At 60.5% G+C, this 23,792-nt stretch carries 21 protein-coding genes; 1 reads left to right on the top strand and 20 read right to left on the bottom strand.

Features of this window, described 5'->3' with window-relative positions; all coding sequences use genetic code 11:
* Nucleotides 1-79: 79 nt before the first annotated feature.
* The 18 genes from R4P64_RS09080 to R4P64_RS08995 form a co-directional block, all read right to left on the bottom strand.
* On the bottom strand, nucleotides 80-1,714 hold the full coding sequence (locus R4P64_RS09080) for an acetolactate synthase large subunit (RefSeq protein WP_317820383.1): 1,635 nt from the start codon (nucleotides 1,712-1,714) through the stop codon (nucleotides 80-82).
* Nucleotides 1,711-3,159 (bottom strand): aldehyde dehydrogenase, encoded by a 1,449-nt coding sequence (locus R4P64_RS09075; protein WP_317820381.1) that lies wholly within the window; start codon nucleotides 3,157-3,159, stop codon nucleotides 1,711-1,713. The genes R4P64_RS09080 and R4P64_RS09075 overlap by 4 nt, the downstream gene beginning before the upstream one ends.
* A gap of 80 nt (nucleotides 3,160-3,239) precedes the next feature.
* Nucleotides 3,240-3,989, bottom strand: coding sequence for an SDR family NAD(P)-dependent oxidoreductase (locus tag R4P64_RS09070; protein WP_317820380.1), 750 nt, complete (start codon nucleotides 3,987-3,989; stop codon nucleotides 3,240-3,242).
* A gap of 43 nt (nucleotides 3,990-4,032) precedes the next feature.
* Complete coding sequence (locus R4P64_RS09065) at nucleotides 4,033-4,647, bottom strand: UbiX family flavin prenyltransferase (protein ID WP_317543774.1); 615 nt, start codon at nucleotides 4,645-4,647, stop codon at nucleotides 4,033-4,035.
* Nucleotides 4,644-6,377 (bottom strand): dihydroxy-acid dehydratase, encoded by a 1,734-nt coding sequence (locus R4P64_RS09060; RefSeq protein WP_317820375.1) that lies wholly within the window; start codon nucleotides 6,375-6,377, stop codon nucleotides 4,644-4,646. The genes R4P64_RS09065 and R4P64_RS09060 overlap by 4 nt, the downstream gene beginning before the upstream one ends.
* Entirely contained in the window at nucleotides 6,374-7,354 is a 981-nt protein-coding gene (locus R4P64_RS09055; protein ID WP_317820373.1) for a D-glycerate dehydrogenase, read from the bottom strand. The genes R4P64_RS09060 and R4P64_RS09055 overlap by 4 nt, the downstream gene beginning before the upstream one ends.
* 50 nt (nucleotides 7,355-7,404) lie before the next feature.
* A complete protein-coding gene (locus R4P64_RS09050; protein WP_317543769.1) occupies nucleotides 7,405-7,725 on the bottom strand; it encodes a 2Fe-2S iron-sulfur cluster-binding protein in 321 nt (106 codons plus the stop codon).
* Between the two features lie 14 nt (nucleotides 7,726-7,739).
* Nucleotides 7,740-8,894 carry an NAD(P)/FAD-dependent oxidoreductase gene (locus R4P64_RS09045; RefSeq protein WP_317820371.1) on the bottom strand — a complete coding sequence of 385 codons (1,155 nt, stop codon included), beginning with the start codon at nucleotides 8,892-8,894 and terminating at the stop codon, nucleotides 7,740-7,742.
* Nucleotides 8,894-9,412: a 3-phenylpropionate/cinnamic acid dioxygenase subunit beta gene (locus R4P64_RS09040; RefSeq protein WP_317543767.1), complete on the bottom strand. Its 519-nt coding sequence runs from the start codon at nucleotides 9,410-9,412 to the stop codon at nucleotides 8,894-8,896. The genes R4P64_RS09045 and R4P64_RS09040 overlap by 1 nt, the downstream gene beginning before the upstream one ends.
* 11 nt (nucleotides 9,413-9,423) lie before the next feature.
* Nucleotides 9,424-10,776: a Rieske 2Fe-2S domain-containing protein gene (locus tag R4P64_RS09035; RefSeq protein WP_317543766.1), complete on the bottom strand. Its 1,353-nt coding sequence runs from the start codon at nucleotides 10,774-10,776 to the stop codon at nucleotides 9,424-9,426.
* Nucleotides 10,777-10,834: 58 nt separating this feature from the next.
* The gene (locus R4P64_RS09030) at nucleotides 10,835-12,307 is read right to left on the bottom strand and encodes an NAD-dependent succinate-semialdehyde dehydrogenase (protein WP_394855616.1); all 1,473 of its coding nucleotides are present in this window, start codon (nucleotides 12,305-12,307) and stop codon (nucleotides 10,835-10,837) included.
* Between the two features lie 7 nt (nucleotides 12,308-12,314).
* Nucleotides 12,315-13,763: a UbiD family decarboxylase gene (locus R4P64_RS09025; protein WP_317543764.1), complete on the bottom strand. Its 1,449-nt coding sequence runs from the start codon at nucleotides 13,761-13,763 to the stop codon at nucleotides 12,315-12,317.
* Between the two features lie 12 nt (nucleotides 13,764-13,775).
* Nucleotides 13,776-14,537 (bottom strand): ABC transporter ATP-binding protein, encoded by a 762-nt coding sequence (locus R4P64_RS09020; protein ID WP_317543763.1) that lies wholly within the window; start codon nucleotides 14,535-14,537, stop codon nucleotides 13,776-13,778.
* Nucleotides 14,530-15,435: an ABC transporter permease gene (locus R4P64_RS09015; protein ID WP_317543761.1), complete on the bottom strand. Its 906-nt coding sequence runs from the start codon at nucleotides 15,433-15,435 to the stop codon at nucleotides 14,530-14,532. The genes R4P64_RS09020 and R4P64_RS09015 overlap by 8 nt, the downstream gene beginning before the upstream one ends.
* Nucleotides 15,432-16,361 (bottom strand): ABC transporter substrate-binding protein, encoded by a 930-nt coding sequence (locus R4P64_RS09010; protein WP_317820366.1) that lies wholly within the window; start codon nucleotides 16,359-16,361, stop codon nucleotides 15,432-15,434. The genes R4P64_RS09015 and R4P64_RS09010 overlap by 4 nt, the downstream gene beginning before the upstream one ends.
* Before the next feature lie 236 nt (nucleotides 16,362-16,597).
* A complete protein-coding gene (locus tag R4P64_RS09005) occupies nucleotides 16,598-18,160 on the bottom strand; it encodes a PucR family transcriptional regulator (RefSeq protein WP_317543966.1) in 1,563 nt (520 codons plus the stop codon).
* Nucleotides 18,161-18,775: 615 nt separating this feature from the next.
* On the bottom strand, nucleotides 18,776-20,119 hold the full coding sequence (gene gabT / locus R4P64_RS09000) for a 4-aminobutyrate--2-oxoglutarate transaminase (RefSeq protein ID WP_317820364.1): 1,344 nt from the start codon (nucleotides 20,117-20,119) through the stop codon (nucleotides 18,776-18,778).
* Between the two features lie 552 nt (nucleotides 20,120-20,671).
* A complete protein-coding gene (locus R4P64_RS08995) occupies nucleotides 20,672-20,821 on the bottom strand; it encodes a hypothetical protein (RefSeq protein WP_317820362.1) in 150 nt (49 codons plus the stop codon).
* A 461-nt stretch (nucleotides 20,822-21,282) separates the two neighbouring features.
* On the opposite strand from R4P64_RS08995, the gene R4P64_RS08990 reads away from it, so the two are divergent.
* Nucleotides 21,283-21,762, top strand: a complete 480-nt coding sequence (locus tag R4P64_RS08990) for a carboxymuconolactone decarboxylase family protein (protein ID WP_317820361.1) — start codon at nucleotides 21,283-21,285, stop codon at nucleotides 21,760-21,762.
* Here the strand turns inward: R4P64_RS08990 and R4P64_RS08985 are convergent.
* Nucleotides 21,756-22,586, bottom strand: coding sequence for a helix-turn-helix domain-containing GNAT family N-acetyltransferase (locus R4P64_RS08985; RefSeq protein WP_317820360.1), 831 nt, complete (start codon nucleotides 22,584-22,586; stop codon nucleotides 21,756-21,758). The genes R4P64_RS08990 and R4P64_RS08985 overlap by 7 nt on opposite strands.
* Before the next feature lie 93 nt (nucleotides 22,587-22,679).
* Nucleotides 22,680-23,723: an alpha/beta hydrolase gene (locus R4P64_RS08980; RefSeq protein WP_045070131.1), complete on the bottom strand. Its 1,044-nt coding sequence runs from the start codon at nucleotides 23,721-23,723 to the stop codon at nucleotides 22,680-22,682.
* Between the last annotated feature and the right edge of the window lie 69 nt (nucleotides 23,724-23,792).

Here is a 23,792-nt window from a genome sequence, read left to right as displayed (position 1 = left end):
GGCGCCGTCGTTTGTTCACAAAAAATGCGCTTTAAGCCATCACAGCTGTATTACCCGATCATGCATCCCGATCCCTGCATTACCCGACTACCGCTTCCACGAGCGTGGGTCCAGGGACCGCATGTGCCCGGCGCAACGCCGCCCGCAACTCTCCTACCGAGTGCACCTGAGAGGACGGCACTCCGTAGCCACGAGCGGTCGCACACCAGTCCAGACTCGGATTGGTAAGCGAAGTCAGAGAGTTCGCCAAGTCGCCACTGGTGTGACCGAGGCGCTGCAGCTCGGTGTTAAGGATTCCGTACTTTCGGTTCGACACCAAGACGACGGTGATATCAGTACCTTCGCGGGCCATCGACCACAGTGTCTGAACCGTGTACTGGGCACTGCCATCGGACTGAATCGCGACGACGCGACGTCGTGGTGCCGCCAACGACGCACCAAAAGCTACAGGTAGTCCCTGTCCGATTGCACCACCGGTGTTGGTAAGAACACTGTGACGCGGCCCGTTCTGCGATGCTGCGAAAAAGCTGTGCCCGACAGTGCCACCTTCGATTGAAACAATGGCATCCTCCGGCATCGTCTCAGCCGCCACAGAACCGATGGTCCATCCGTCCAGGCCCTGCTCATCCGAGAGCGCGGCAGTTTGGCCACCCACACGGACGGTGGCCGTCGAAGCACCCACCGGGAGGCCGGACAATTCTTCGTCCAGCGCAACAAGTGCGGCGTACGAGTCCTCCTCGTCGGTCGACAACGTCAGTGTTGCAACGCCTTCGGCAAGAGAACTCGGATGTTCCCGGTACCCGAAAAACGCGACCGGTGACTTGGTACCGACCAACACCAGCGGGGCAGCGCTCGATAACGCCGCAACCGCATCTTCGGGGAAGTACGGCAACCGGCCGAACTCAGGACGGTCTCCACCTCGATCAAGTCGCGCTGCCGTCGTTCCGGTGAATGCGCGGCCACCAGTTCGTCGACAGATCCGATCAAGTATTGTGCGGCAGCGAGTTTCGATCGCATCCCCGCCAATGAGAAACACCGGCCGCGCATCATTCGCTCGTAGGCTCGTAGCAACTGCCTCTACCGCGCTGTCCGCAGGACGTGAGCACGGATGAGCCTGCCACCCTCGATACCCGTTCAGATCCTCCACACTGATTCGCTGTGTAACGTCCGTCTGGTGATCCGACGGCACGATCAACGTCGCCACGTCGCGGTGCTGTATCGCCGCACGTATGCCGTCCACAACACTCTGATCGCTCGTTTCTGCAGACCGACTGCGACCGACCCACCCGGACATCGGGCGAGCGAGCATCTCGATATCAGTGGTGAGCGGTGAATCGAACGGTAGATGGTCGGTGGTGTGATCGCCGACCACAGTGAGCATAGGACTGCGAGCACGGTGAGCGTTATGCATGTTCGGCAATCCGTACGCCAAGCCGGGGCCGAGGTGCAGGATGGTCATCGCCGGTTTGCCGGTGATCCGCGCGTAACCGTCGGCAGCGCCGGTCGCCACGCCTTCGAACAGAACGAGGCACGTGCGCAGCGCCGTTTCGCGGTCGAGCGCCGCGACCAGTCCCATCTCCGTAGTTCCCGGGTTCGCCAGGCATAACTCGACGCCGTGGGCACCGGCGGCATCGATGAGCCGATCAGCGCCACTGTAGTTCCGCGTAGGTGATTCCGGTGCGGTTCCGGTGGAAGTTGCTGCTTCGATAGTCATTTCACAGTCACCGTGTTCTTTACCTCGGAGTAGAAGTCGAAGCTCCACTCACCGCCCTCGCGCCCGATACCGGATTCGCCCGTGCCACCGAAGGGGGCCCGAAGATCACGCACCCAGAAGCAATTCACCCACACAGTTCCGGCATCAAGTTGCTTTGCCACGCGTTCAGCTCGTTGCTCGTCGCTGGTGAACAGGGTCGCGGTAAGTCCGTAGCGGGTCGCATTCGCCATCCTGATCGCCTCATCTTCGGATGCGAAAGATTGGGCGGTGAGAACCGGACCGAACACCTCTTCCGTAACGATCTCCGATCCATCCTCCATATCGACGAGCAGTGTCGGCTGATAGTAGAGACTGCCGTCGTCTCGAAGTGGTCCACCACCGAAGACCGGGCGGGCACCGTCCGCCTTCGCCCGTTGGACGAACCCGTCCACCCGTTCGAACTGCTCGTGATGGATGAGCGGGCCGACATCGGTTGTCGGATCACGCGGATCACCGACCACGAAACCTTCCATCGCGCGCACGAAGCGGTCGAGAAATTCTTCGTACACCTGCTCCGCGATCAGGAGCCGGCTCCCGATCAGGCACACCTGGCCGGCGTTCGAGTATTGGCGTTTGGCGGTCTGTACGGCGATGTCGAGATCGGCATCCTCGAAAACCAGAAGCGGTGACTTACCTCCGAGTTCAAACGAGCAGGGGGTCAGGTTCGGTGCGGCAGCCGCGGCGATGGCGCGGGCCGTAGCCGCCGACCCGGTGAAACTGATCCGGCGGACCCGTGGATCGCTGACGAGGAGCGCACCGATCTCCTCACCGAAACCCTGAACGATGTTGAGGACACCGGGAGGAAGTCCGGCTTCCGCCGAGACGTCGGCAAGCATCGAAGCCGTCAGCGGCGTCCATTCCGAAGGCTTGAGCACTATAGAGCACCCGCTCGCGAGCGCCGGCGCGATTTTCCATGACTCGAGCAGAAGCGGCCCGTTCCATGGGTTGATCAGGACGACGGGACCGGCACCCGAAAGGCTGACCTGATTGTGGAAAGTACTGTCGACAAAGGTTGAATCGGTTCGCTCTAAAAGCATTTCGGCAAAGGCGGAATAATTCGATGCCGACCGCCGGATGCCTCGCTCCCCTAGGTAATAGCTGAGCAGTCCACCTTGATCGGCGGATTCGACGCGAGCGAAATCGTCTGCGCGTTCAACAATAAGGTCGTGCATGCGCTGCAGGATCTTCGCCCGCTCGGAAACCGGCGTGGCCGCCCACTCGGGAAACGCCTTGGCTGCGGCTTCGAGAGCTAGATCCGCCTCTGTTTGCGTTCCGCGGGATATCTGCGCGAGCAAACCACCGTCGGTGGGTGAATGGTCGTCGAAACGGCGGCTCGACGATATCCGTTCGCCGTTAATCCAATGATCAGTACTGACGACGACGCCGTCGATATGCGCGAAGTTCATCACTGCGATACTCCTTTGGAAATGCGCCTCCACGGACGCGGGAAATGAAAAATGCTGAGGATCACCGGAAGTACTACTGATCAACCGAAGTAGGAGCCGCCGTTGACGTGAATCGTCTGGCCGGTGACGAATGCGGAATCCTCGCTCACCAAGAAGGTGACAGCACCGACAAGATCATCAGCGGTCTGATCGCGTTGTAAGCAGCGTCCCTGCACTGCACGTCCTCGTGCGGCCGGGCTGCGAGTGTGAAGATCGTCATCAGGTACATAGTCAGGGGCAATTGCATTGACACAGATGCTGTCGGGCCCTAGCTCGCGGGCCAACGACCGAGTCATCCCCACGATGGCGGCTTTTGCTGCGGCGTAATGAACTACGTTGCCGAGTCCCTTGAATGCGGTCGACGACGAGACATTGACGATCCGTCCGCCGCCTGTCTTCCTGAACCCGGGCACAACTGCTCGGATCGCATTCCAGGTGCCCTTGACGTTGATGTCGAAGCAGGCATCCCAGTCACTTTCGGGGATGTCCTCGAACGGCCCTCTGAAGATGTTTCGGAAGTGTCCGGCGTTGTTCACCAGTGCGTGGACGGCACCGAATTCGTCGTGGGCCTTTGCCACCATCGCTTCCAGACTCGAGGGGTCTCGCAGGTCGATGTCGACGCCTATCGCGCGGCCATCTTTCCCGCGAATCGATTCTGCTACTAATGCTGCGCCCGACAGATCTGCGACGACAACGCTCGCGCCTCGATCGGCCAAGGCACACGCATAAGTTTTCCCGAGGTGCACAGCTCCACCGGTCACAATTACGACCCGGCCTACTAGATCCGTCATCATTCTTCCTTTGCAACGCGTAGAGACAACCAAGCCACAGGATTCAACCTCCGAGCCTGGGCAGCATCGGATCTCGATGATCGAAGCTCTTCCAACCACTCCATCTTTCGATCTTCTCGACGTGTACGCCGAGAAGATCGAGCGCCCGGTAAACGCAATGGTCGATGATGTCCTGAACCGTCTGCGGGCGAGTGTAGAAAGCAGGCATCGGTGGCATCACGATTGCTCCGGACTCGGTGGCCTGCGCCATGAGTCGAATGTGACCGGCGTGCAGCGGTGTTTCACGCAATAGGAGTACCAGACGTCGCCGTTCCTTCATCGTGACGTCCGCGGCCCGTACAAGAAGGTTCTCGTCATACGAGTTCGCGATTCCTGAGAGAGTCTTGACACTGCATGGTGCGACAAGCATGCCGTCGATCCGAAAGGAACCGCTCGAAATTGCCGCGCCCACATCATTATCCGAGTACGACTTCGTTGCCAAACTTGTCACGTCAGCGATGGAGTAATCGGTTTCCTGAGCGATTGTCGCTCGTCCACTCTTTGAAATCACCAGGTGCGTTTCGATACCATGCTCGCGCAACACCTCTAGGGCTCGGATACCGAGAACAGCACCGGAAGCGCCTGAGATGCCGACGACGATGCGAGGCGGTGAGTTCACGCCGGGCCCCCAACGTCCGAGGGGATGCAGAAGTCAAAGTCGCACCCCTGGTCCGCCTGGGTCACGTGCTCGCGGTACAGCAACGAGTATCCGCGGTCCGGTTCCTGCTCGCTAGGTGTCCACGCACGACGACGACGGTCCAGTTCATCGTCGGCCACGAGAAGATCCAATGATTTCGATCGGACCGACAAACGTATCCGGTCACCGTTCCGTACGAGGGCGAGAGGGCCACCCGCTGCTGCTTCGGGCGCAATGTGCAACACGATCGTTCCGTACGCAGTGCCGCTCATTCGGGCATCGGACATCCGCACCATGTCCTTGACACCGCGTTCGGCGAGCACTTTCGGAATCGGAATGTACCCAGCCTCGGGCATCGCAGCGGCCACCGGTCCGGCGTTCTTGAGTACCAGGAAGTCGTCGGGTTCCACATCAAGGTCCGGAGAGTCTATGCGATTGGCCAGATCGTCGAGCGATTCGAACACCACCGCACGCCCCTCCGACTCGAAGAGTTCCTCACTGGCAGCCGAGCGCTTGAGAATCGCACCGCGCGGAGCCAGGTTTCCCGAGAGCGCAACGATTCCTCCTACGGGCGAGACCGGTTGGGCTAGTGAGTGAACCACCGATTCGTCGCGCCAATCATCCCAGTCGTCGAGTACCTGTCTCCACGTTTGTCCTGTGACCAAGGTGCAATCCAGATTCATCAGATCGCCGAGTTCCCGGAACACTGCCGGCACGCCGCCGGCATTGTGGAAGTCCTCCATGTAGTGCTCGCCGGAGGGCTTGAGGTCGACCAGTACCGGCGTCGAGTCACTGAGACTGTTGAACTCCTCGTCGCTGAACGAGAGTCCGAGCCTGCGGGACATCGCCGTCAGGTGGATCACCGCGTTCGTGGACCCACCGATCGCCAACAACACCCGAAGCGCGTTGACTACCGAGTCTTTCGTGACGATCTCGCTGGGTGCGACACCCGTCCGCGCCAAATCGACTGCGAGCGCGCCACTGTGCTCACCCGCACGCAGCCTGTCTGCATGCACGTTCGGAATTGCTGCCGATCCGGGAATCGAGATGCCCAGCGCCTCGGCAATGCATGCCATTGTGCTTGCAGTCCCCATCACGGCACATGTTCCCGCCGTCGTGGCCAGACGACCCTCGACCGCATTGATCTGCGGTTGAGTGACCTCCCCGGAACGGTAGCGCCCCCAGAACCGCCTGCAGTCGGTGCACGCACCCAGACGCTCGCCCTGGTAACTACCGGTCATCATCGGACCGGTGACCAACTGGATCGCCGGCTTGGCCGCCGAGAACGCACCCATGAGCTGGGCGGGAACCGTCTTGTCACAGCCACCGACCAGGACGACAGAGTCGACTGGTTGCGCCCGCACCATCTCCTCGACGTCCATCGCCATGAGGTTTCGGAACTTCATCGACGTCGGGTAGAGGAAGGCCTCACCGAGCGAGATCGTCGGAAAGGCGATAGGTAGTCCACCGGCAAGCATGACGCCACGTTTGACGGCCTCCACCAACTCCGGCATCTGCCGATGGCAATTGTTGAAACCGCTTTCGGAGGTAACGATTCCGATCGTCGGTCGACTCAGGCTGTCCTCGGTGTAGCCCATCGACTTGGTGAAGGTGCGTCGCAGGTAGGACGCGAAGCCGACATCACCATAGTGAGTCAGATCGCGATCGAATCCAGTGCCGGGCGGGCGCGGCGGGACCTCCGACGGACTCATGCCGGAGCTCCCACCGACGGGTTGTTGACAGCCCCACGCGGCTGGGAGCCGGCAAGTGAGTCGAGCAGGTTGTCGACAGCCAAGTCGGCCATGGCACGACGGGTCTCGACGGTTGCGCTGCCGATATGCGGAAGCAGCACGACGTTGTCGAGTTCCATCAGCGGGCTCGAAGCAGGGAGCGGTTCGATGGTCATGACATCGAGTGCGGCGCCGGCGATGACGCCGGTTTGCAGTGCAGCGATCAGTGCGTCCTCATCCACCAATGCACCGCGCGCGGGGTTCACGAAAAACGCAGTGTCCTTCATCGCCGCAAAGTCGTCCGCCCCGATAAAGCCCTTGGTCTCCTCCGTCAACGGCACCAGCAGCAGCACGACGTCGGACCGTTCGAGGAGTTCGCTACGGCTGACATGAGTGGCGTCGCCTGGGACGACCCCGGCGATGGGAGTACGGTTGTGGTACAGCACAGTCATTCCGAGGGCCTGCGCCACCGGGGCGATGCGCTTGCCGATGCGGCCCATGCCCAGGATTCCGAGGACCTTGCCGTGTACGTCGGTGGTCAGAGGAAACGCGTTGCCGCCCGCCCATTCCCCGGCCCGCACAAAGCGCTCAGCGCGAGAGAGTCCGCGGACGGAGCTGAGTATCGCACCCACCGCGACTTCGGCCACCGCGTTGTCGAGTACGCCGGGAGTGTTGCAGATCTGGACCCCACGCTCTGTCGCTTCCCCCACCTCGACATTGTCATAGCCGACGGCGTAGTTCGATACCGTTGTCAGAGAAGGGAGTTGCGAAAGAATGTCGGCGTTCACCGGCTGCTTCACGGTGGTCAGCCACCCGACGATGTCGGAGTGGTCGCCGATACTGTCGGCGGTGAACACATGTGAGGACGGAAATTGCGCTACCTCGTACTCGGCTTCGATGCGCGCGAGGAGATCGGAGGGGAGCACTGTCGACACGAGAACCTTGGATTTGCTTGTCATCTTGATAACTCCTGAATAGTTTTGTGTGCGAATGTAAGTGGTGGCGTGTGTCAGATTTGACTTTCGGGAACGGTCACGGATATTCCGTCGACTGCATCGACAACCTCTATCTGACAGGCGAGGCGACTGGTCCCTTCACGTTCGGGGCTCAGTCCCAGCAACACGTCTTCGGTTGCGTCGAGCGGTCCGCACTTGTCGAACCACACGCTGTCGACGACTACGTGGCAGGTTCCGCAAATCGCACCGCCTCCACAATCGGCGAGAATTCCGTCCACGCCCTCCAGCCGTGCGGCTTCCATGAGGGTTAATCCATCCTCGACGTCGAGAGTGACCGGGCCTTCGCCGGTCTTGTACTTGAACGTGACCTTCATATCAGCGACCTCCTTTAGTGGATGGTTGTCAGTTCCCGCAGTCCGAGCGCGAACTCTCGCGGATTTCCGAATGCCTCGATGGCCACGAGCGCCTCACCGCGGGTCCGCCGGACGACGAAGCCGCCGTCGCTGGGTTCGTAAAATCTGTCGACCACGGTATGAGCAGCGTCGACCACACCGGCGATCCGAAGTTCCGTGCCAAACTGCTCGGACCAGAATGTCTCCGGCCTACGAAGCGGAATATCTACTCCCGCAATGACTGCGGCTACCGTCCTCGCTTGCGCCATGGCACTGGCAACAGACTCGATGCCGAAGATCGTTCCGTTGTCACGCCGCTCGACGGCAACGTCCCCGACGGCATATACGTGCGGATCCGACGTACGACACTGTGCGTCGACCAACACCCCGCGTGACGTCTCGATGCCGCATTCGCTGGCGAGTTCATCTCGCGGACGAGCGCCGATCGCCAGTACCGCAAAATCTGCTTCGAGGTACGCACCCGTGCGCAACTCGACTTCCAGACCGTTGGCGCCAGGGCGAATGGTCTTGACTCCCTCGCCCAGAATGAACTGGACGCCTCGCTCCTCGTGCATCCGGCGGACCCGCTCCGAGGTGTGCAGCGAAACCCGCCCTGGCAGTACTTGTTCGGCCGATTCCACCACGGTGATCGAGTCGACGGTCTTCGACAGTGAGCTAGCCGCCTCGAGTCCCAGAAAGCTACCACCGATGACCACGGCACGCTCGCCCAGACAAGCCGACGCAGCCTGGGCGTCGTCGAGAGTCCTGATCGAATGAACCCTCGGGGCGTCTGCCCAAGCCGGCCGAATAGCCTCGGCGCCGGTGGCGAGCACCAGAAATTCGAATCCGAGACTTTCACCGGAATCGGTGGCAACCGTGCGCGTCGATCGATCGATGACGGTGACTCGAACACCAAGTTGCACGTTTATCTGCTTGGCAGCGTAGGCATTAGCTGATCGGAGAAGCAAACTCTTCGGATCGACGCCGCCTTCGAGGACGCCTTTCGACAGGGGCGGGCGCGAATAGGGAAGGTGCGTCTCCGCGCACAGCAGCGTGATGGAACCGTCGTACCCTTTCGCACGCAGCCCGAAGGCTGTCTCGGCACCGCCTTGGCCGCCGCCGACGATGACGACACCCTGTTGCCCGGCCATCAGAAGAACACCGAAAGAGACTTGGCAAGTAGAACATTCTGATCCAAGATGATGTCGCGTCGGACCAGTCCCCAACTGCCAGCCGGACGCCGCCGCCACGTGTCGCGACGTTTGCCGACAAACATGTTGACCTCATCGTCCTGCCGGTTCTGATACAGGATGAACTTGGACCGAACAGTGACTTCCCGCCCCTCGTCCCGCTCATCGACGATCCGGATGTTCGAGATCATCCGGGTCACGCGTGAGACAGGTTCCTCGGACCAATGCATGCCGGTCTTCAGCTGAGCGATACGCTTGCCGAGGGTCACCTTGTCCTCGTCGAACCAGCTCATATCGGTTCCCTGCTGCGAAAATTCACCGGATTCTCGACTGGATACGTTGCGTACCAGCGGCATCCAGTAGACAAGATCGTCATCGAGCATCTCGAGCCACTGCTCGAACTCCCGGTCGTCGAGCAGGTCGGCTTCGCGATAGTAGACGCCCTCGAGCTCACGCAGCAGAACATCGCCATGCGGCATAGCGGCCCCCATCACTGTTCGGCCTCGTCTACCGGCATCGGAATATCCTTCCAGGAGGACGCATTCATGAACTGCGCCCAGCGGCGATAGAAGGCGCGAGCGTTCTCCTCGTTGTATTCGCCGTTCTCGACGGCGTGCTCGAGGTCCGGCACCGCTTTCGCGTGCCCGAGGCCCATCTGGTAGTTGAACTTCAGCTGCTTCGCACGCCACCCTTCGCTCGCTCGAGTTGCGTAGGCCCAGTTCTCCATGTCGTCGGACTCGGTCATGCCGGCAGGCCCGGAGTAGCGCAGGTAGTACCGCCGCGCCTCGTCCTTGACCGGCTCAGGTGCGTCCTTGTCTACGAGATAGATGCGCCAGATCTCGGTCTCGGTGGCACTGATCGGATGTACCCACGCGATGGTGCGAGGCTGTCGTCCGTGGAAAGACATGCTCGGAAAGATGGTTCCGACGCTCATCGATACGCGCCGGGAGTCACCGAAACGTTCGACCCGATCCTGGTGGACCTGCTCGTAGTATGCCTTGACGTCCGGATTGTCGCCCCAGGCGCCGGATACGCCCTCGTACTCCTCGTAGAACGGCAGCTGTCCGATCACGCCGTGCCCGTGCTGGGGAAAGCACAGAGTCATGCGGTTGGCGAACGTGTCGCGCCGCCCCTTACCGCTTGGGCCGATTCCAACCGCGTCCACCGAACGATGGCTGACATCGTGATAGAGATCGCCGATGAAGTTCTCCGGGATCATCTTCCAGTTCGCCTTCACCCGCCATTTCTGGATGCCACCGAAGACCTCGGCACCATCGGGGCGGCCATCACGATAGTCGAGGGCGTAGTCGAGGTAGAGCCGCATATCCCCCAGATACTCCTCCAGAGTCGGAGCGTCCTCGGCCCACGTGGCCCATACCGTGCCTTTGTAGACCTCGACCTGAGGTACTGGGATCAGTCCCCATTCGTTCTTGTCCAGCTCGTCGTGATAGTTCTTTTCGAGACCCGGAACGCCAACGAGCCCACCCGGCCGCCCGACAAACCTTCCATCGGTCGAGAAGCTCCACCCGTGGTACGGGCAAGTGAACGTGCGGGTATTCCCTTGATCTGATCGGCACAGCTTCATACCGCGATGGGTGCACGTGTTGAGCAGAACGTGAATCTCGCCCTTGTGATCTCGGGTGAGGATGACCGGATCGGTCCCCATCCGCGACGCGAAGTAGTCATTCGGTTTCGGAACCAGATCGACATGACCGACGAACAGCCATGCCCGGCCGAAAACGTGCTCGAGTTCCTTCTCGAAAATCTCCTCGTCGACGAAGATTTCGCGGGCGACAGTGCCCTCGATATCGACATCGACCAATTCGTCGATTGACTTACTCATTCTCGCTCCTCGAAGACGCTTGCGTGACTGAGCAATCCGCTGCAACTGGCCCGTCGGTTCAACTCAGGCCTCCGACGCACACGTACTTGATCTCCGTGTACTCGTCGAGACCGTAATGCGATCCCTCCCTACCGATTCCGGATTCCTTCACACCACCGAAAGGTGCGGACTCGGTGGAGACCGAGAAATCGTTCATTCCGACCATGCCGAACTCGAGCTCTTCGGAGAACCGGTTCAGCCGACGATAATCAGTGGTGTAGCAGTACGCGACCAGACCGTACGACGTGTCGTTGGCGCGGCGCACCACCTCGCCATCGTCGATGAAACGCATGATCGGTGCGATAGGACCGAAAGTCTCTTCACGGCAGCAGGCCATCTCGTCGGACGCGTCGAGCAGAACTGTCGGGGTGAAGAATGCGTCTCCCTGCGCGTGCGTTTCGCCGCCCGTGGCGACGCAAGCACCCTTCGCGACCGCGTCCTCGACGAGAGCCGCCATCTGTGTGCCGACGCCCGAGTTGATCAACGGTCCGACATCGGTGCCAGCAGTTGCTCCGTTTCCGACGGCGAGCGCGCGGACGCCCTCGATGAATGCGGCCACGAATCGGTCGAAAATACCGTCCTGCACGTAGATTCGATTGGTTGCGACGCAAGCTTGACCGGCGTTGCGGAACTTCGATTTGATCGCGCCGTCGACAGCGGCATCGAGATCGGCGTCATCGCACACGATAAACGGGGCGTTGCCGCCCAGTTCCAGCGAGACTCTCTTGACCGTCGCGGCCGACTGCTCGGCGAGCAACTTGCCGATCCTGGTGGACCCGGTGAAGGTGAGCTTGCGGACCAGCGGGCTACCGGTAAGAACCTCCCCGATCTCCCGAGCGTTACCGGTAACGACGTTGAGCACGCCTGCCGGTACCCCCGCGGCCTCGGCGAGTCGTGCGAGCGCCAGCGCCGACAGCGGGGTTTCCTCCGACGGCTTCACGACCATCGTGCAGCCAGCAGCCAGCGCCGGGCCGGCTTTGCGGGCAATCATCGAACTGGGAAAGTTCCAGGGCGTAATTGCCGCGACCACACCTACCGACTGGCGAATCACCTGCAGTCGACGGTCAACTCGGTCCGTCGGAATCGTCTGCCCGTAAGAACGTTTGGCTTCTTCTGCGAACCAGGTGAGGAATTTTGCGGACGCACCGACCTCTCCGAGCGATTCGGCGAGCGGCTTACCCTGCTCGGCGGTGAGCAACTCCGCCAACGAATCCTGATAGAACGTGATCAGGTCGGCCCACCGCCGCAGAATTGTCGAGCGCTCGCCTGCGGGCAATGCGCGCCAAACCGGCCACGCCGCCGCAGCTGCCTCGACCGCACGGTGAGTCTCTGCCCGTCCCATGTTCGGAACCGACCCGATGTTCCGTCCGGTCGCTGGATCGACGACGGCGACCGTGACGCCGGAGTCCGCACCGACCCATTCGCCGCCGACAAATGCCTTGTCGAGCGACTCGGCGGCCAGATCGACACCTATGTGAGATATTTCTGTCAGTGTCACTTTAGTTGTCCTTAGTGTTTTCGGCCGTTCGCGTCGTTGCGTCGACCGCAGTCTGGTCCTCGTCGTGTGAAGTCGAATCAGTTGAACAGCTCAGCCATTCAGCGAGATCTACCTCGCTAGCCCCGGGAATCATGGCCCGCTCAGGCAGGTCGGTTTGCCCCTTGAGCGGTGCGGTCGCGTCCATCCCCATTCGGGCCGTTGTACCGACGCTCGTCAGCAAAGTGTCCACCGGATTTCCGCGGCCGCCCGAGATCACTACGAGATCCTCGTCGGCTCGGAACCGCGTCGCGATCGCACGTTCGACAGCTACGTGATCGAACGGGTCGACCTCGTGATCCACTACGACCACGAGCTTGACATCTCGATGCGCGGCGAACGCTGCGACGATCGCATCCTTGCCGTCGCCGGAGTGTTTCTTTTCAAGCGCGACGACCACGTGAAACTTGTTCAACCCGCCCCCTGTCACATTGATCGCCCGGATTTCAGGGATACCTCCGCGCATCGCGGTCAACATCGCCGGCTCATTCGGTAGTCCCATGAGCAATAGCTGCTCCATCGACCCCGACAGCAACCCCTGATAGATCGGATCGGTACGGTGCGTCACCGCATCGACATGCACGACGTGCCGGGGGCTTGTGCCTTTGTAGAATCCAGCAAACTCCGCGAACGGACCCTCATCTCCGCGTAGGTGTGGCATGACATGTCCCTCGATGACGATCTCGGCGTGCGCCGGAACCATCAGATCGTTAGTCACACCACGCACCAGTTCCTCTGGGCGACAACGTAATCCGCCCGAGATTCCATACTCGTCAGCCCCGAATGGTATCGCAGAACCTGAGGTACCGGCGGCAAAGCGCAGCGGCGCGTCCACGCCGAGGATGATCGAAACCGGCATCGGTTGGTTCGAGTCCTCGTAGGCCTCGTAGATCCGGTGCAGGTGCCGCGGCACGATCACCATGCGTAGCTCTCGAGGTCCCTTCACCTGCATGCGGTGATACGACAGATTGCGCTCTCCGGTCACCGGATGCACCGCAGTCACAATCCCTGACGTGATGTACGGACCGCCGTCATGCTCGAAATGAGTGAGGATCGGCAGCTCACCAAGGTCAACAGCGTCACCGATGAACACACGTTCGTGAACCGGACCGACTGAGATCTCCGTCGGCGTGATCGGCGAAGTCAGGGCGCTCGCATACCGCTCCGTCAGCTTCGAGAGCTCAACACCCAACGCGGACGCCACCCGCTCCCGGGACGAATCGGTACCAACTACCACCCTCGCGGAGTGTTTGCCGACATTACGGAACAGCAGTGCAGGTCCGCCGGAGAGATCAGCTTTGTGAGCGATCGCGGCGAGCTCGTGCACGGGGGAAACAGCCCGATCGACCGTCCCCAGCGCCCCTACGGCGGTAAGGCGGAGTATCTGTTCGCGGAGCGAACCTACGGCGGTCATCGTCTCACTCACTCAGAGCGCCACACGGTCGGATGCCGGGACACCGAGCAGTTCCATGACGCGCTCGTGAACGGCTTCGACGGCGGGATCGGTAAGGCTGCGTGGATATTCGGCATCGATCACTATGTGATCGAGCACCCGCCCAGGCCGCGACGACAACACGACAACCGACGTCGCGAGCGAGATCGCCTCCATGACGTTGTGCGTGACGAACATGACCGTCGGCCGACGCTCGAGCCATAAGTCGCGCAGGAAGGCGCGCTGCGTACGCGCAGTCATCTCGTCGAGTGCCGAGAACGGCTCATCCATGAGGAGCATTGCCGGTTCAGTGGCAAGGGCCCGTGCGATGGATACACGCTGCTGCATACCCCCCGACAGCGCCGCCGGATAAAAGTCGGCGTAGTCGGACAGCCCAACCGCCTCGAGATAGTCCCCGACCCCTTGCTTGAACGGCTCGCGACGATTCGCTGCTCGCGCCTCGCGTGTGATCGACAGATTCTTTTCAACTGTCCGCCAGGGCAGCAGGCGAGCACGCTGGAAGACGAACCCGATCTCCTCGGGAGCGGGCGCTTCGAGACTCCCATTTGTCGGATTCTGCAGTCCGGAAAGGATATTCAGCAGCGTAGACTTTCCACTGCCGGACGGGCCGACTACCGCCACGAAGTCCCCTTCGCCGACGGTAAACGAGATGTTGTCGAGCACCGTGAGCGATTCGCCGCCTGCGATGTCGTAGCTCTTACAGACGTTTTCGAGTGCGATGATGGGGTCAGGCATGGTCGGCTCCGTCCTCGTTCACAATTTTTTTGGTTCCGACGAACTTGCCCATCGGACGCTCACGCCACAGAAATGCCCATCGTTCGAGGGGTCTGAGAGCGATGTACTCGAAGAGGGCGACAAAAATCATGAAACCGATCGTCCATGCGATAACGGACGTGAGGTCATAGAGCTGGAAGGCGCGATTCACTTGGTAGCCAACACCATCGGAGAGTCCGAGGAGTTCGATCATCACCACGTATTTCCAGGCGACACCGAATGCCTGTCGCGCTGCGGTGATTGCGGGTCCAGCGAGTTGCGGCAGAATCACGTGGCGGAACTGAGCGAATCGTGAGTATCCGAATACCTGTGACATCTCCTGCAGGTCCGTATCGAGCCGTTTGGTCCCCTGCCAGATGTTGACCGTGACCATGGGAATGGCCAAGTAGCCAATCGCGATGATGGCACTGGATTCCTTGAGACCCAGGCCGATGAGGATGATCATCGCGATGAAAATGCCGGGCTGCGACATTCCCGTAACGACGAAAAGTTCGAAGAAAGCTTCGCACCTCTTCGACCGCCCCATGGCCGTGCCGATCGCGAAAGCCGCCACGTATGCAATTGCGAATCCGCCGAGTACACGTCGGACAGTGAGCCACATCTGGTCGTAGAACTGACTCCCCGTCAGGAGATCACCGAGCGCGGAAAACGTGTCCGGAACACTCGGCAATACCGAACTGAGCACGGTCGAACTGGCGATCATCCACAGCACCAGCACCGTCACGAGGAATGCGAGCCGGAACACCAACGGCGAACCCGCGATTCGGACTCGCATCGACGGCGCAGATTCAGCATCGGTGACCCTACTGCGATCAGGACGGTTCGCAATAGGTTTCGGGGCCGTCTCGACGTTCGTCACTTTCGCTCCTCTCCCTCATGAAAGACCAGATCGCTGATGTTGTGACTGTCCTTGAGCAGCCCGAGTTCTTTGCCCTGGTCCAACTCTTCCTGCGCGTACGAGAGGTTCTCGGTGGTGTACCCGAGCAACAACAGTGGTGCAAAGCGCTCGAACAAAAGTTGGGTGCCATCCGGAGTCGGCAGGTTCACTGCCGCAGCGTTGGTCTCGTAGACCGACGAATCAGTCTTCACGATCTCGGTTGCGCGCTCGGTGAGCCGCAGCATCAGATCTTGGTCGTTCTGCTGGAGCCATTCCTTCCGAACCGCCCAGTTCTGGGACGGGACAAGTGGACGACCCTGGTCCTGCCAGTAGGTCGACGTATGGAAGAGCTCGCGGTACCCACCCTGATTCAGCATGCGGGTCGTATTCGGTTCGTACTGTGTAATCGCTTCCATCTGACCGGAATCAAGGAGCCCCTGGAGGAGACCACCCGAGTCGGCAAGCATCAGCTGGTAATCCTTCTCCATGTCAATGCCCATGTCCGCAAGGACAAAGTAGGACTCCGCGTACACGCTGACCGTCCGATTGAGCGAACCTACCGCCTTCCCTTTCAGATCCTCTGCGGTCTTGTATGGCGAATCTTCCTTCACGACCAACGAAGTGTTCGCCGCCCAGGTGGGCGCAAGTCCGATGACATCGTGGCCCTGTTCCTGGGCAGACGCGAGGTTGGTGATGCTCATGAAACCCATGTCCACATCACCGTTGGTCAAAGCGATCTGAGCGGTCTTCTGTGCCATCGGTTTGTACTCCACCTCGACACCCAACTCGTCGCCGGCCCGTTTGAGTGCGGGGACCATCAATGCCGCGATCCCGACATCCGATCCACCCACCACGACCTTCGGTCCGTCGGATTCCTCTGATCCCGACGCACACGACGTCGCAGCCAAAGTCAGTACGACTCCAATACCGAGTGCTAGCAGTTTATGTTTGACAGGAGTCCTGTTCTCAGGAGCCATGAGGGGCCCTTTCCTGACCGGTTGACTGTTGCCACATTTCTCCGGACTATGAAGCCTCGTATTGGCGAAATTCGTTTTCGCCGAATAGTTTTCGCATGATCCAGGAGTCGACGGCTTGCTGTGGAATGGTCACTGGGTGCCGTCGTTGGTCAACCATATGAGGTGAATTAGACCGACTGCACACTCCCGCTTGTACAATTCCTCCGCCAATCTGTCGCCTGTTCGGATAGTTGCGGATAGCGCTGGAGCGCTGCAAACCACAATTCGGCCCGAGTCGTCGGATCTGAGAGCGGCTGCCCGATCAGTCGTTCGATCCGCCGCACCCGTGCACGCAGTGTGTGCCGGTGCACCCCAAGGAGCCCTGCAGTGGGTTCCACCTGGCCGTTGAGGCCCAGCCACGCTATTACAGTGCGACACAGATCACCGGCACGCTTCTCGTCGGCCGTCTCGATCGACGCGAAGATACTCGCCGCGATCTCCCCCTCGTCCGCAGCTGCCAACATCGCCGAGTAGGTGGGGCCGAGTTGCGAACCGATTTGCAGCACACCCATATTCGTCGCCGCAGCCGCAGTTGCCGCACGGTCCGCCTGTTTGACGCCACGCTCTGCGTGCTCGATACCGCGGGCTACCGCAATACCCACGGCGTGCGTACTGGCATTGACTAAACTCCGCTCGATCGCCTCCACGTCCAGGTGCCGTTCACTCATGAACATCACCAACCGACTCTTATACTGCGCGACAATGACATTCGACCTGTATGCTTCTAACTCACCACGTATTTCGTCCCGCTCGGACTTCGGCACATGGACCACCGCGATCGCGATACGCCCGGACGTCAGTGGGTCACCAAAGAGCACAGTGAGCTGATCGATCGGCAACAGTTGGTTGTCAAGGATCATCACAAGCGCGTCGAGCCTGCGGCGCTCGGCGAGCTTACGGGTAGATTCGAGTTCAAGTTCGAGTCCGAGCACCTCAGCGGCGATTATTCCGAACCGCGAACGTTGGCCGCGCACCTCACCCGTACTGCCAACCACAAGCGTGCCCAACTGACGAGACCGACGCCCAACCGGGAGAATTTCAATGCGCTCCCCGTTCGCTATCACCGAAGCACTCCCGAACGATCCGGACTCACGTGTGCGCACAAGCACATCGCGAATGTCATCAAGTCGGACGCCAGCACGCCTGGGTGTGATTTGGCGGACGATACCCACAGGCGACAACAATGCCGCCCACGATCCGCTCTCTTTGGCGAGCGCCTCGACCAATGCATCGGCCCCACCTCGCAGCGCCGCACGAGTGAGTGATTGCCGGATCTGGTTGTCCCGCGACTCGGCCGCGTGCTCACGATTTGCGATCAGGTCGGCAACCGCTTTGGTAACCGCAATAAACGGAGTGGGCGAGGCGATCTCGAGTAGGATCATCCCCCACTGTTCCGCCGCCGCGACCAGTCCGAGAGGTACGGTATCGTGCGCCGGCCCCAGCCCGAAACCCAGCGCGACTACGCCAACCTTGGTGAGGCGCTCGACATAACCGTAAAAATCCTGTTCCTGGGAAAATCGCATACCCGTCGTCAACAGAATCTCGCGACCATTGAGGTATTGACTCGGATCCTCGTGCTCGCTCGTCGCGACCCAGACGATCTCCGAGTCAAGCAAATCCGCGCCGACAAGAACCCGAATCCTTAACGATCGGTTTGAGACGATACTCCGTAAAGTCGAATCCACTGCCATCCCTTCGTTTCCCATACCTGGGAGACTATCCACGGACGAGCACTTTGTCGCACGATCGGATGTTGTTTTCTCACAGCATTTTTGACAATCCAAACGTGAGATACGCAACACCCGAGATTATTTCGTCGACCAAAGTCCCATTCAGCGGAAAACACGTCGAGACAAACTGACATGTCCACGAATTCGATGATCTTGACAGAGGTGGAGGAGTATCCGTCCAGCTACACCAGGACGGAGCACCATACACCGGGGGAACCATCAACCCGTGTACGCCCTAGAGACAACTGGATACGGGAGCGCAAAATCCGAAGGTACTGCAACACAGGGGTTTAGCCAATTATCGCGACGTCGACCCTGAAAAAGGCGGGATCACGCCGCATTTCCCCCTTCAACACTAATACAGCACACAATGGGTTCGGCGAACTCACGCGCGTCGCTCGAGCACTCAATGCGCAACACGCACAATTCTCGGCCGGAATGCCCGGCCGAGAATTGTCCGTACAGATCGTGAAATGATCACTGGTATCGCAACCGGCCCTTTGAATCCGCCAACACCTGCTGGTGAACCTCATCCGTTCCGACCTAATCCCGATGAGGGCCACGGTCCAGTCGAAGCTACAAAACGGCTATCGCATCGCGCAGAATACCGAGCCCCTCGGCGAGAAGGTCGTCCGAAATCGACAGTGGGGGAAGAAACCTCAGCACATTGCCGTAGGTTCCTGCAGTGAGGGTGAGTAATCCACGGGCTTGGCAGTAGCGGTTGACACGGGCGGTCGCGTCAGGATCAGGAATGTGCGTCCCGGGAAGAACAAGCTCAATCGCGATCATCGCGCCACGACCGCGCACATCGCCGATCACCTCAGTAGCGGCAGCGATACTATTTAATTCGCTACTCATTTTGGAACCGATCTGCTGAGCTCTGTCGATAAGCCCCTCCTCACGGATCGTGTCGAGCACCGCCAACGCGGCCGCACACGCGACGGGATTGCCGCTATACGTACCACCAATGCCACCGGTCGGAGCGGCATCCATTATTTCGGCGCGTCCTGTCACCGCGCCAAGAGGCAACCCACCTGCAAGCCCCTTCGCCGTCACGACCAGATCGGGCACGATCCCTTCGTGCTCCGACGCAAACCACGCTCCGGTCCGTGCGATTCCGGTTTGGACCTCATCCGCGACGAAAACAATTCCGCGGTCTCGGCATGCGTCTGCGATACGTTTCAGAAAACCTGATGGCGGCACGATGACCCCACCCTCGCCGAGGATGGGCTCGACGATGACACATGCAATCGAGTCAGCACCTAACTGGTTGTCCACGAGAAGCTCGAACTGCGCGAAAGCTTCGTCCGCACCGCCCGGTGACCGGTACGGATAAGGCATCGGCGCTCGATACACCTCGGGAGCAAAGGGACCGAACGATTGCTTGTAGGGACGGTTCTTCGCTGTCATGGTCATCGTCATCAGTGTGCGCCCGTGGAACGCATGATCGAACGTCACCACCGATGGGCGGCCGGTGAACGCCCTGGCGTACTTGACCGCGTTCTCCACCGCCTCGCTCCCCGTGTTGAACAGTGCGGTTCGCTTCACGTGATCACCGGGCGTCAGTGCATTAAGTTCTTCTGCCACAGCGAGATAGAGCTCGTACGGGGTGGCCAGGAAACACGTGTGCGTGAAACTGTCAAGCTGCTGTATCACTCGTTCGACGACCCGTGGTGCAGAATTACCGACTGTAGTCACTGCGATACCGCTACCGAAATCGATAAACGAGTTCCCGTCGACGTCCACGACTACAGCGCCTCCGGCGGCGCGGACGTAGACGTCGGACCCGCTGACAAGGCCAGCTGGCAGTGCACTGCTACGTCGCGCCGCGAGTTCTCGCGACCGAGGGCCCGGGATCTCAGTGACGATGCGCCGAACCTGCTCGAGGTTCGGTCCGCTCGGGGCATGGATCATGGTCATGATCTCCTCCAAATCTGGTCACCGCAACTGTAAGAGTCGCGGACCTCACCCCGACTGTCCAAGTTGTACGTACATGAGTCGACATTTATACGAGATGACAGGCTGGTGCAGCAGCTGATGAAGTTCATCGGGTCGACGAAACTTCGGTCGGCGGGCGCCGGGCTGCTTATGTGGCTTACGAGCAATTCGACCGCGGCGCAGTTGCTTACCGAGTTCTCGTGCGAGTTCGCCTCGGGCGTGAACAGATTTCCTTGACGGATCGTCTCGGTGCTCGCACGCATCTGCGGATTGGCCGGGAGTCCTTGACCAACCGTTGACTGATCCGCTGCGCCGACCACCTCTTTCCCAGTTTCCTCTGAACGTAGGAACGAAGCTCGGCATTTGCGACCAGCCTCGCCTGCCGTCGCCTGGCCCGATGCTTCACCGCCAGCCGATGCGCCGCATGAGGCATATATCCCCTCGCCGAGACGTTACAGCGTTTAAGTTCCCGGCTGATCGTCGACGGTGCGCGTCGCATCTCACAATCGCCCGGATCGACAACCCCGTGACGGATTAAGCGACAGAAAGGTCCAAGCCGGCGCTCCGGCGCACTGTGACAGCGCTCGGCAGCACCGAGATCGGACGGCTGTTCACGAGACCATCGAACATCACAATCCAGATGGCAACGGTGGTGCTGTAGCCGAGCATCCATGCCGCTCCCACCCCCACTGCTGTAGCCGCTACCGCACCAACGTTGACTATGGCGTAAACGTGGACGTGGGCGTTGCGAGGGTTGCGGGGTCATGCGGCACCGGCATGAGACGTACGCACAAATCAATACTCCTCAACGCCGCCTCGGTGCTCCGCATGGCACACACCACCCGACACCGAAGCCGCCCCCTCGAACGGCAACGTCGCCTGGGCCGCCCTGGCCATACTCTCCGCACACCCCGTTAACTGGATCTCACCCCCCACACATCACCCGCCTCAAGCATCGACTGCGGCGATCGAGCCCCAACGAAGTGGCATACCTCGCACGCCGCCGCGCCCACACCCGCCGCATCTGCATCACCCACACATGCTCACAACGGGGTTCTCATGCCGACCAGTGGGACTCGCACAGCGGCCTGGCAGGTTCGCGCCGCTATCGTCGGAGAAAGAAACCACACGAGATGGAGTCGACGATGAACATCACTGTGCCCGAGGGTAAAGATCCCATCGAATACGTGTGGGGTGACCTGGTTCCCGAGATCGGGCGGGCGGCGTCGAGACTCTCACGCGCGGTCACCACGAAGTCGACTCTCGGCCTACGCGAGTTCGAGGCCGCACGGTTGCGGATCGCGCAAATCAACGGCTGCATCGTGTGTATGGACTGGCGCACCGAACGCGACGGAGTAAAAGTTGAAGATACTTTTGGCGAAGCCGTTGAAAACTGGGAAACCACAGACGCTTTCGACGACCGCACCCGCCTGGCCGCCGAATACGCGCAGCGGTACGCATTGGATCACCACGGCCTCGACGACGCATTCTGGGAACGGATGAGCGCGCAGTACAGCCAAGCGGAAATTGTCGAACTCTCGATCAGCATCGGATCGTGGATCACGTCCGGTCGGCTCAATCACGTCCTCGGACTCGACACGGTCTGCGCACTGCCCGGTCAGTGAAGCTGGGACTCACGGCGTCGTTCCAGAAACAAGGTGTCACGCCACTGTCCACCCAGCTGGGCGATCCGTGAGCGGGTGCCGACAATCCGGAATCCGACGGCCTGATGCAGAGCAATGCTCGCTCGATTCTCAGGGAAGATGGACGACTGGATTGTCCAGATCTCGCTTGTGTCGGCGGCCTGAACTTGATGACGAAGGAGCAGTTTCCCGACGCCGCGGCCACGCGCTGCGCCTCCGACGTAGATGGAGTTCTCGGCAACACCTCGATAGCAGTCGCGCGATGACGTGGGACTGAGGGTCGCCCAACCCACGACGCGGCCGTCGATCTGGGCTACCCACCGATGATCGGGCAACCATTGCTCGTCCAGCTTCAGCGCGGAAGGCACCGACGTAGTGAATGTTGCTGTACCGGTGTCGATTCCCTCGCGGTAGATCGATCGCACGCCGTCCCAGTCACTCTCGGCCATTCTGCGGAGCGTGACGTCTGTCGGCAAGGCCCCCAGCGTGTCGCGCACCTGCGCCCGCGGCGAGACGATCTTTGCCGCGTCCATGAGGTCGGAATACACCGAACCCGCAACGCGGATCACGGAAGTCCCGCCTTGGACGTCGACATCGATGAAGCCCACGTTCGCGAGCGCCTCGAGATGGGTTCCGAGTGTCGACGGTTCGATGCCGGTTTCACCTGCAAGTGCGGCAATCTCGACTGGTCCGACTGCAGCGAGTTGCAATACTCGAAGCCTCGCGGGATCTCCCAGACACGCAAATCGACGGGCAAGAACGTCAGTGTCTTCGGCTGCTTCGACGCTGCGCGTTTCGGAACTCACCCGGTGATGATAACCGCGCTGACCAGCATCTAGGTTAGTCAGATCTCGAACGATGCGAGAGAAGTGAGCAATAACTCACCGGCTGACCGGTACCTATCGCTGGGTACCGATCGCGTCGGCGATCATGGGCCAGGAGTTGTGCAGATCATCCTGCCAGTAACCCCACGAGTGAGTGCCGGTCGGCCGGAAGTCGTACGTTGCCGGGATTCCCAAGGTATTGAGGCGATCCGCGAGACGCTGCGTGCACTGATTTGTCCCCGCCTCGATGACGCCGCCCACGATCACCTGATTAGCGAGGACGCCCGGATCTCCATTCACCATCGGCCCCGCCAAGGTCTCATGTGGGCCAGGTAAACCGGTTCCGTTGCTGATGTACAGGTCGATGCCACGCAACTTCTCCGCGTTGACAACCGGATCGTTGGCCACCCAGGCCGGGCTTCCGGGAGGGCCCCACATGTTGTTGACGTCGCCGCCGCGGAAGCTGACCACGAAGGTCACATAGTCCTGACCCGGTTGGGTGCTCGTCTCAGCGCATCCGCTGAACGCTCCCACGGCGCGATACACCGACGGCGCCGCTTCGGCCAGACTCAGAACCGATGTGCCGGCCATGGATAGACCAGCGACGGCATTCTCCCCAGTCGTTCCGAGCGTTGCGTCGACGATCGGGGGAAGCTCCTCGGTCAGGAAGGTCGTCCATTTATTGAGTCCGAGAACGGGATCGGGTTGCTGCCAGTCCGTGTAGTAGCTGTATGCACCGCCGATGGGATTGACGACGTTGACGTTCTTGTCACCGAAGAAATTGACGACGTCTGTCCGGGTCTGCCACGTCGCCGAGTCTTCGCCGCCGCCGGCTCCATTGAGCAGATAGAGCGTCGGCCGTGGCGCGCTCGCATCTGCTGGGAGGATCACCTCGAGCGGTATCACTTTGTCCATCGCCGCCGAGCGGACGTACATCGTCAGTTGGCGGTCGTTGACCACTTCGATGCGATCGAGCGCAGACCCGTCTGCCGATGTCGGTGTGCCGGGGGGAAGAGATCGAGACTGATCGGCAGACGCCAGCGCTACTTCACCGAACAATCCCGTCGACGCAATGAGTGCGCCAACCAGTAGTGCCCGACTGTGTCTGATCCTTCTCATTGCCGCTCCTCGTGCTCGATTGCGGTGCCCGAAAACGGGATGGTCGCTGTTGTGTCATTCCCCCACAGT

The sequence above is a fragment of the Rhodococcus sp. IEGM 1366 genome, from assembly GCF_033142425.1.
Lineage (GTDB): Bacteria > Actinomycetota > Actinomycetes > Mycobacteriales > Mycobacteriaceae > Rhodococcus_F > Rhodococcus_F globerula.
The sequence above is the reverse complement of the archived record's forward strand: the minus strand, read 5'-3'. Positions and strand labels throughout refer to the sequence as shown.

Excerpts from the sequence above, each read along its gene's own strand:
- R4P64_RS09080 (WP_317820383.1), bottom strand. The coding sequence starts at position 1,714 with ATGACTATCGAAGCAGCAACTTCCACCGGAACCGCACCGGAATCACCT.
- R4P64_RS09075 (WP_317820381.1), bottom strand. The coding sequence starts at position 3,159 with ATGAACTTCGCGCATATCGACGGCGTCGTCGTCAGTACTGATCATTGG.
- R4P64_RS09070 (WP_317820380.1), bottom strand. The coding sequence starts at position 3,989 with ATGACGGATCTAGTAGGCCGGGTCGTAATTGTGACCGGTGGAGCTGTG.
- R4P64_RS09060 (WP_317820375.1), bottom strand. The coding sequence starts at position 6,377 with ATGAGTCCGTCGGAGGTCCCGCCGCGCCCGCCCGGCACTGGATTCGAT.
- R4P64_RS09055 (WP_317820373.1), bottom strand. The coding sequence starts at position 7,354 with ATGACAAGCAAATCCAAGGTTCTCGTGTCGACAGTGCTCCCCTCCGAT.
- R4P64_RS09050 (WP_317543769.1), bottom strand. The coding sequence starts at position 7,725 with ATGAAGGTCACGTTCAAGTACAAGACCGGCGAAGGCCCGGTCACTCTC.
- R4P64_RS09045 (WP_317820371.1), bottom strand. The coding sequence starts at position 8,894 with ATGGCCGGGCAACAGGGTGTCGTCATCGTCGGCGGCGGCCAAGGCGGT.
- R4P64_RS09040 (WP_317543767.1), bottom strand. The coding sequence starts at position 9,412 with ATGCCGCATGGCGATGTTCTGCTGCGTGAGCTCGAGGGCGTCTACTAT.
- R4P64_RS09035 (WP_317543766.1), bottom strand. The coding sequence starts at position 10,776 with ATGAGTAAGTCAATCGACGAATTGGTCGATGTCGATATCGAGGGCACT.
- R4P64_RS09025 (WP_317543764.1), bottom strand. The coding sequence starts at position 13,763 with ATGACCGCCGTAGGTTCGCTCCGCGAACAGATACTCCGCCTTACCGCC.
- R4P64_RS09020 (WP_317543763.1), bottom strand. The coding sequence starts at position 14,537 with ATGCCTGACCCCATCATCGCACTCGAAAACGTCTGTAAGAGCTACGAC.
- R4P64_RS09005 (WP_317543966.1), bottom strand. The coding sequence starts at position 18,160 with ATGGCAGTGGATTCGACTTTACGGAGTATCGTCTCAAACCGATCGTTA.
- gabT (WP_317820364.1), bottom strand. The coding sequence starts at position 20,119 with ATGACCATGATCCATGCCCCGAGCGGACCGAACCTCGAGCAGGTTCGG.
- R4P64_RS08990 (WP_317820361.1), top strand. The coding sequence starts at position 21,283 with ATGAACATCACTGTGCCCGAGGGTAAAGATCCCATCGAATACGTGTGG.
- R4P64_RS08980 (WP_045070131.1), bottom strand. The coding sequence starts at position 23,723 with ATGAGAAGGATCAGACACAGTCGGGCACTACTGGTTGGCGCACTCATT.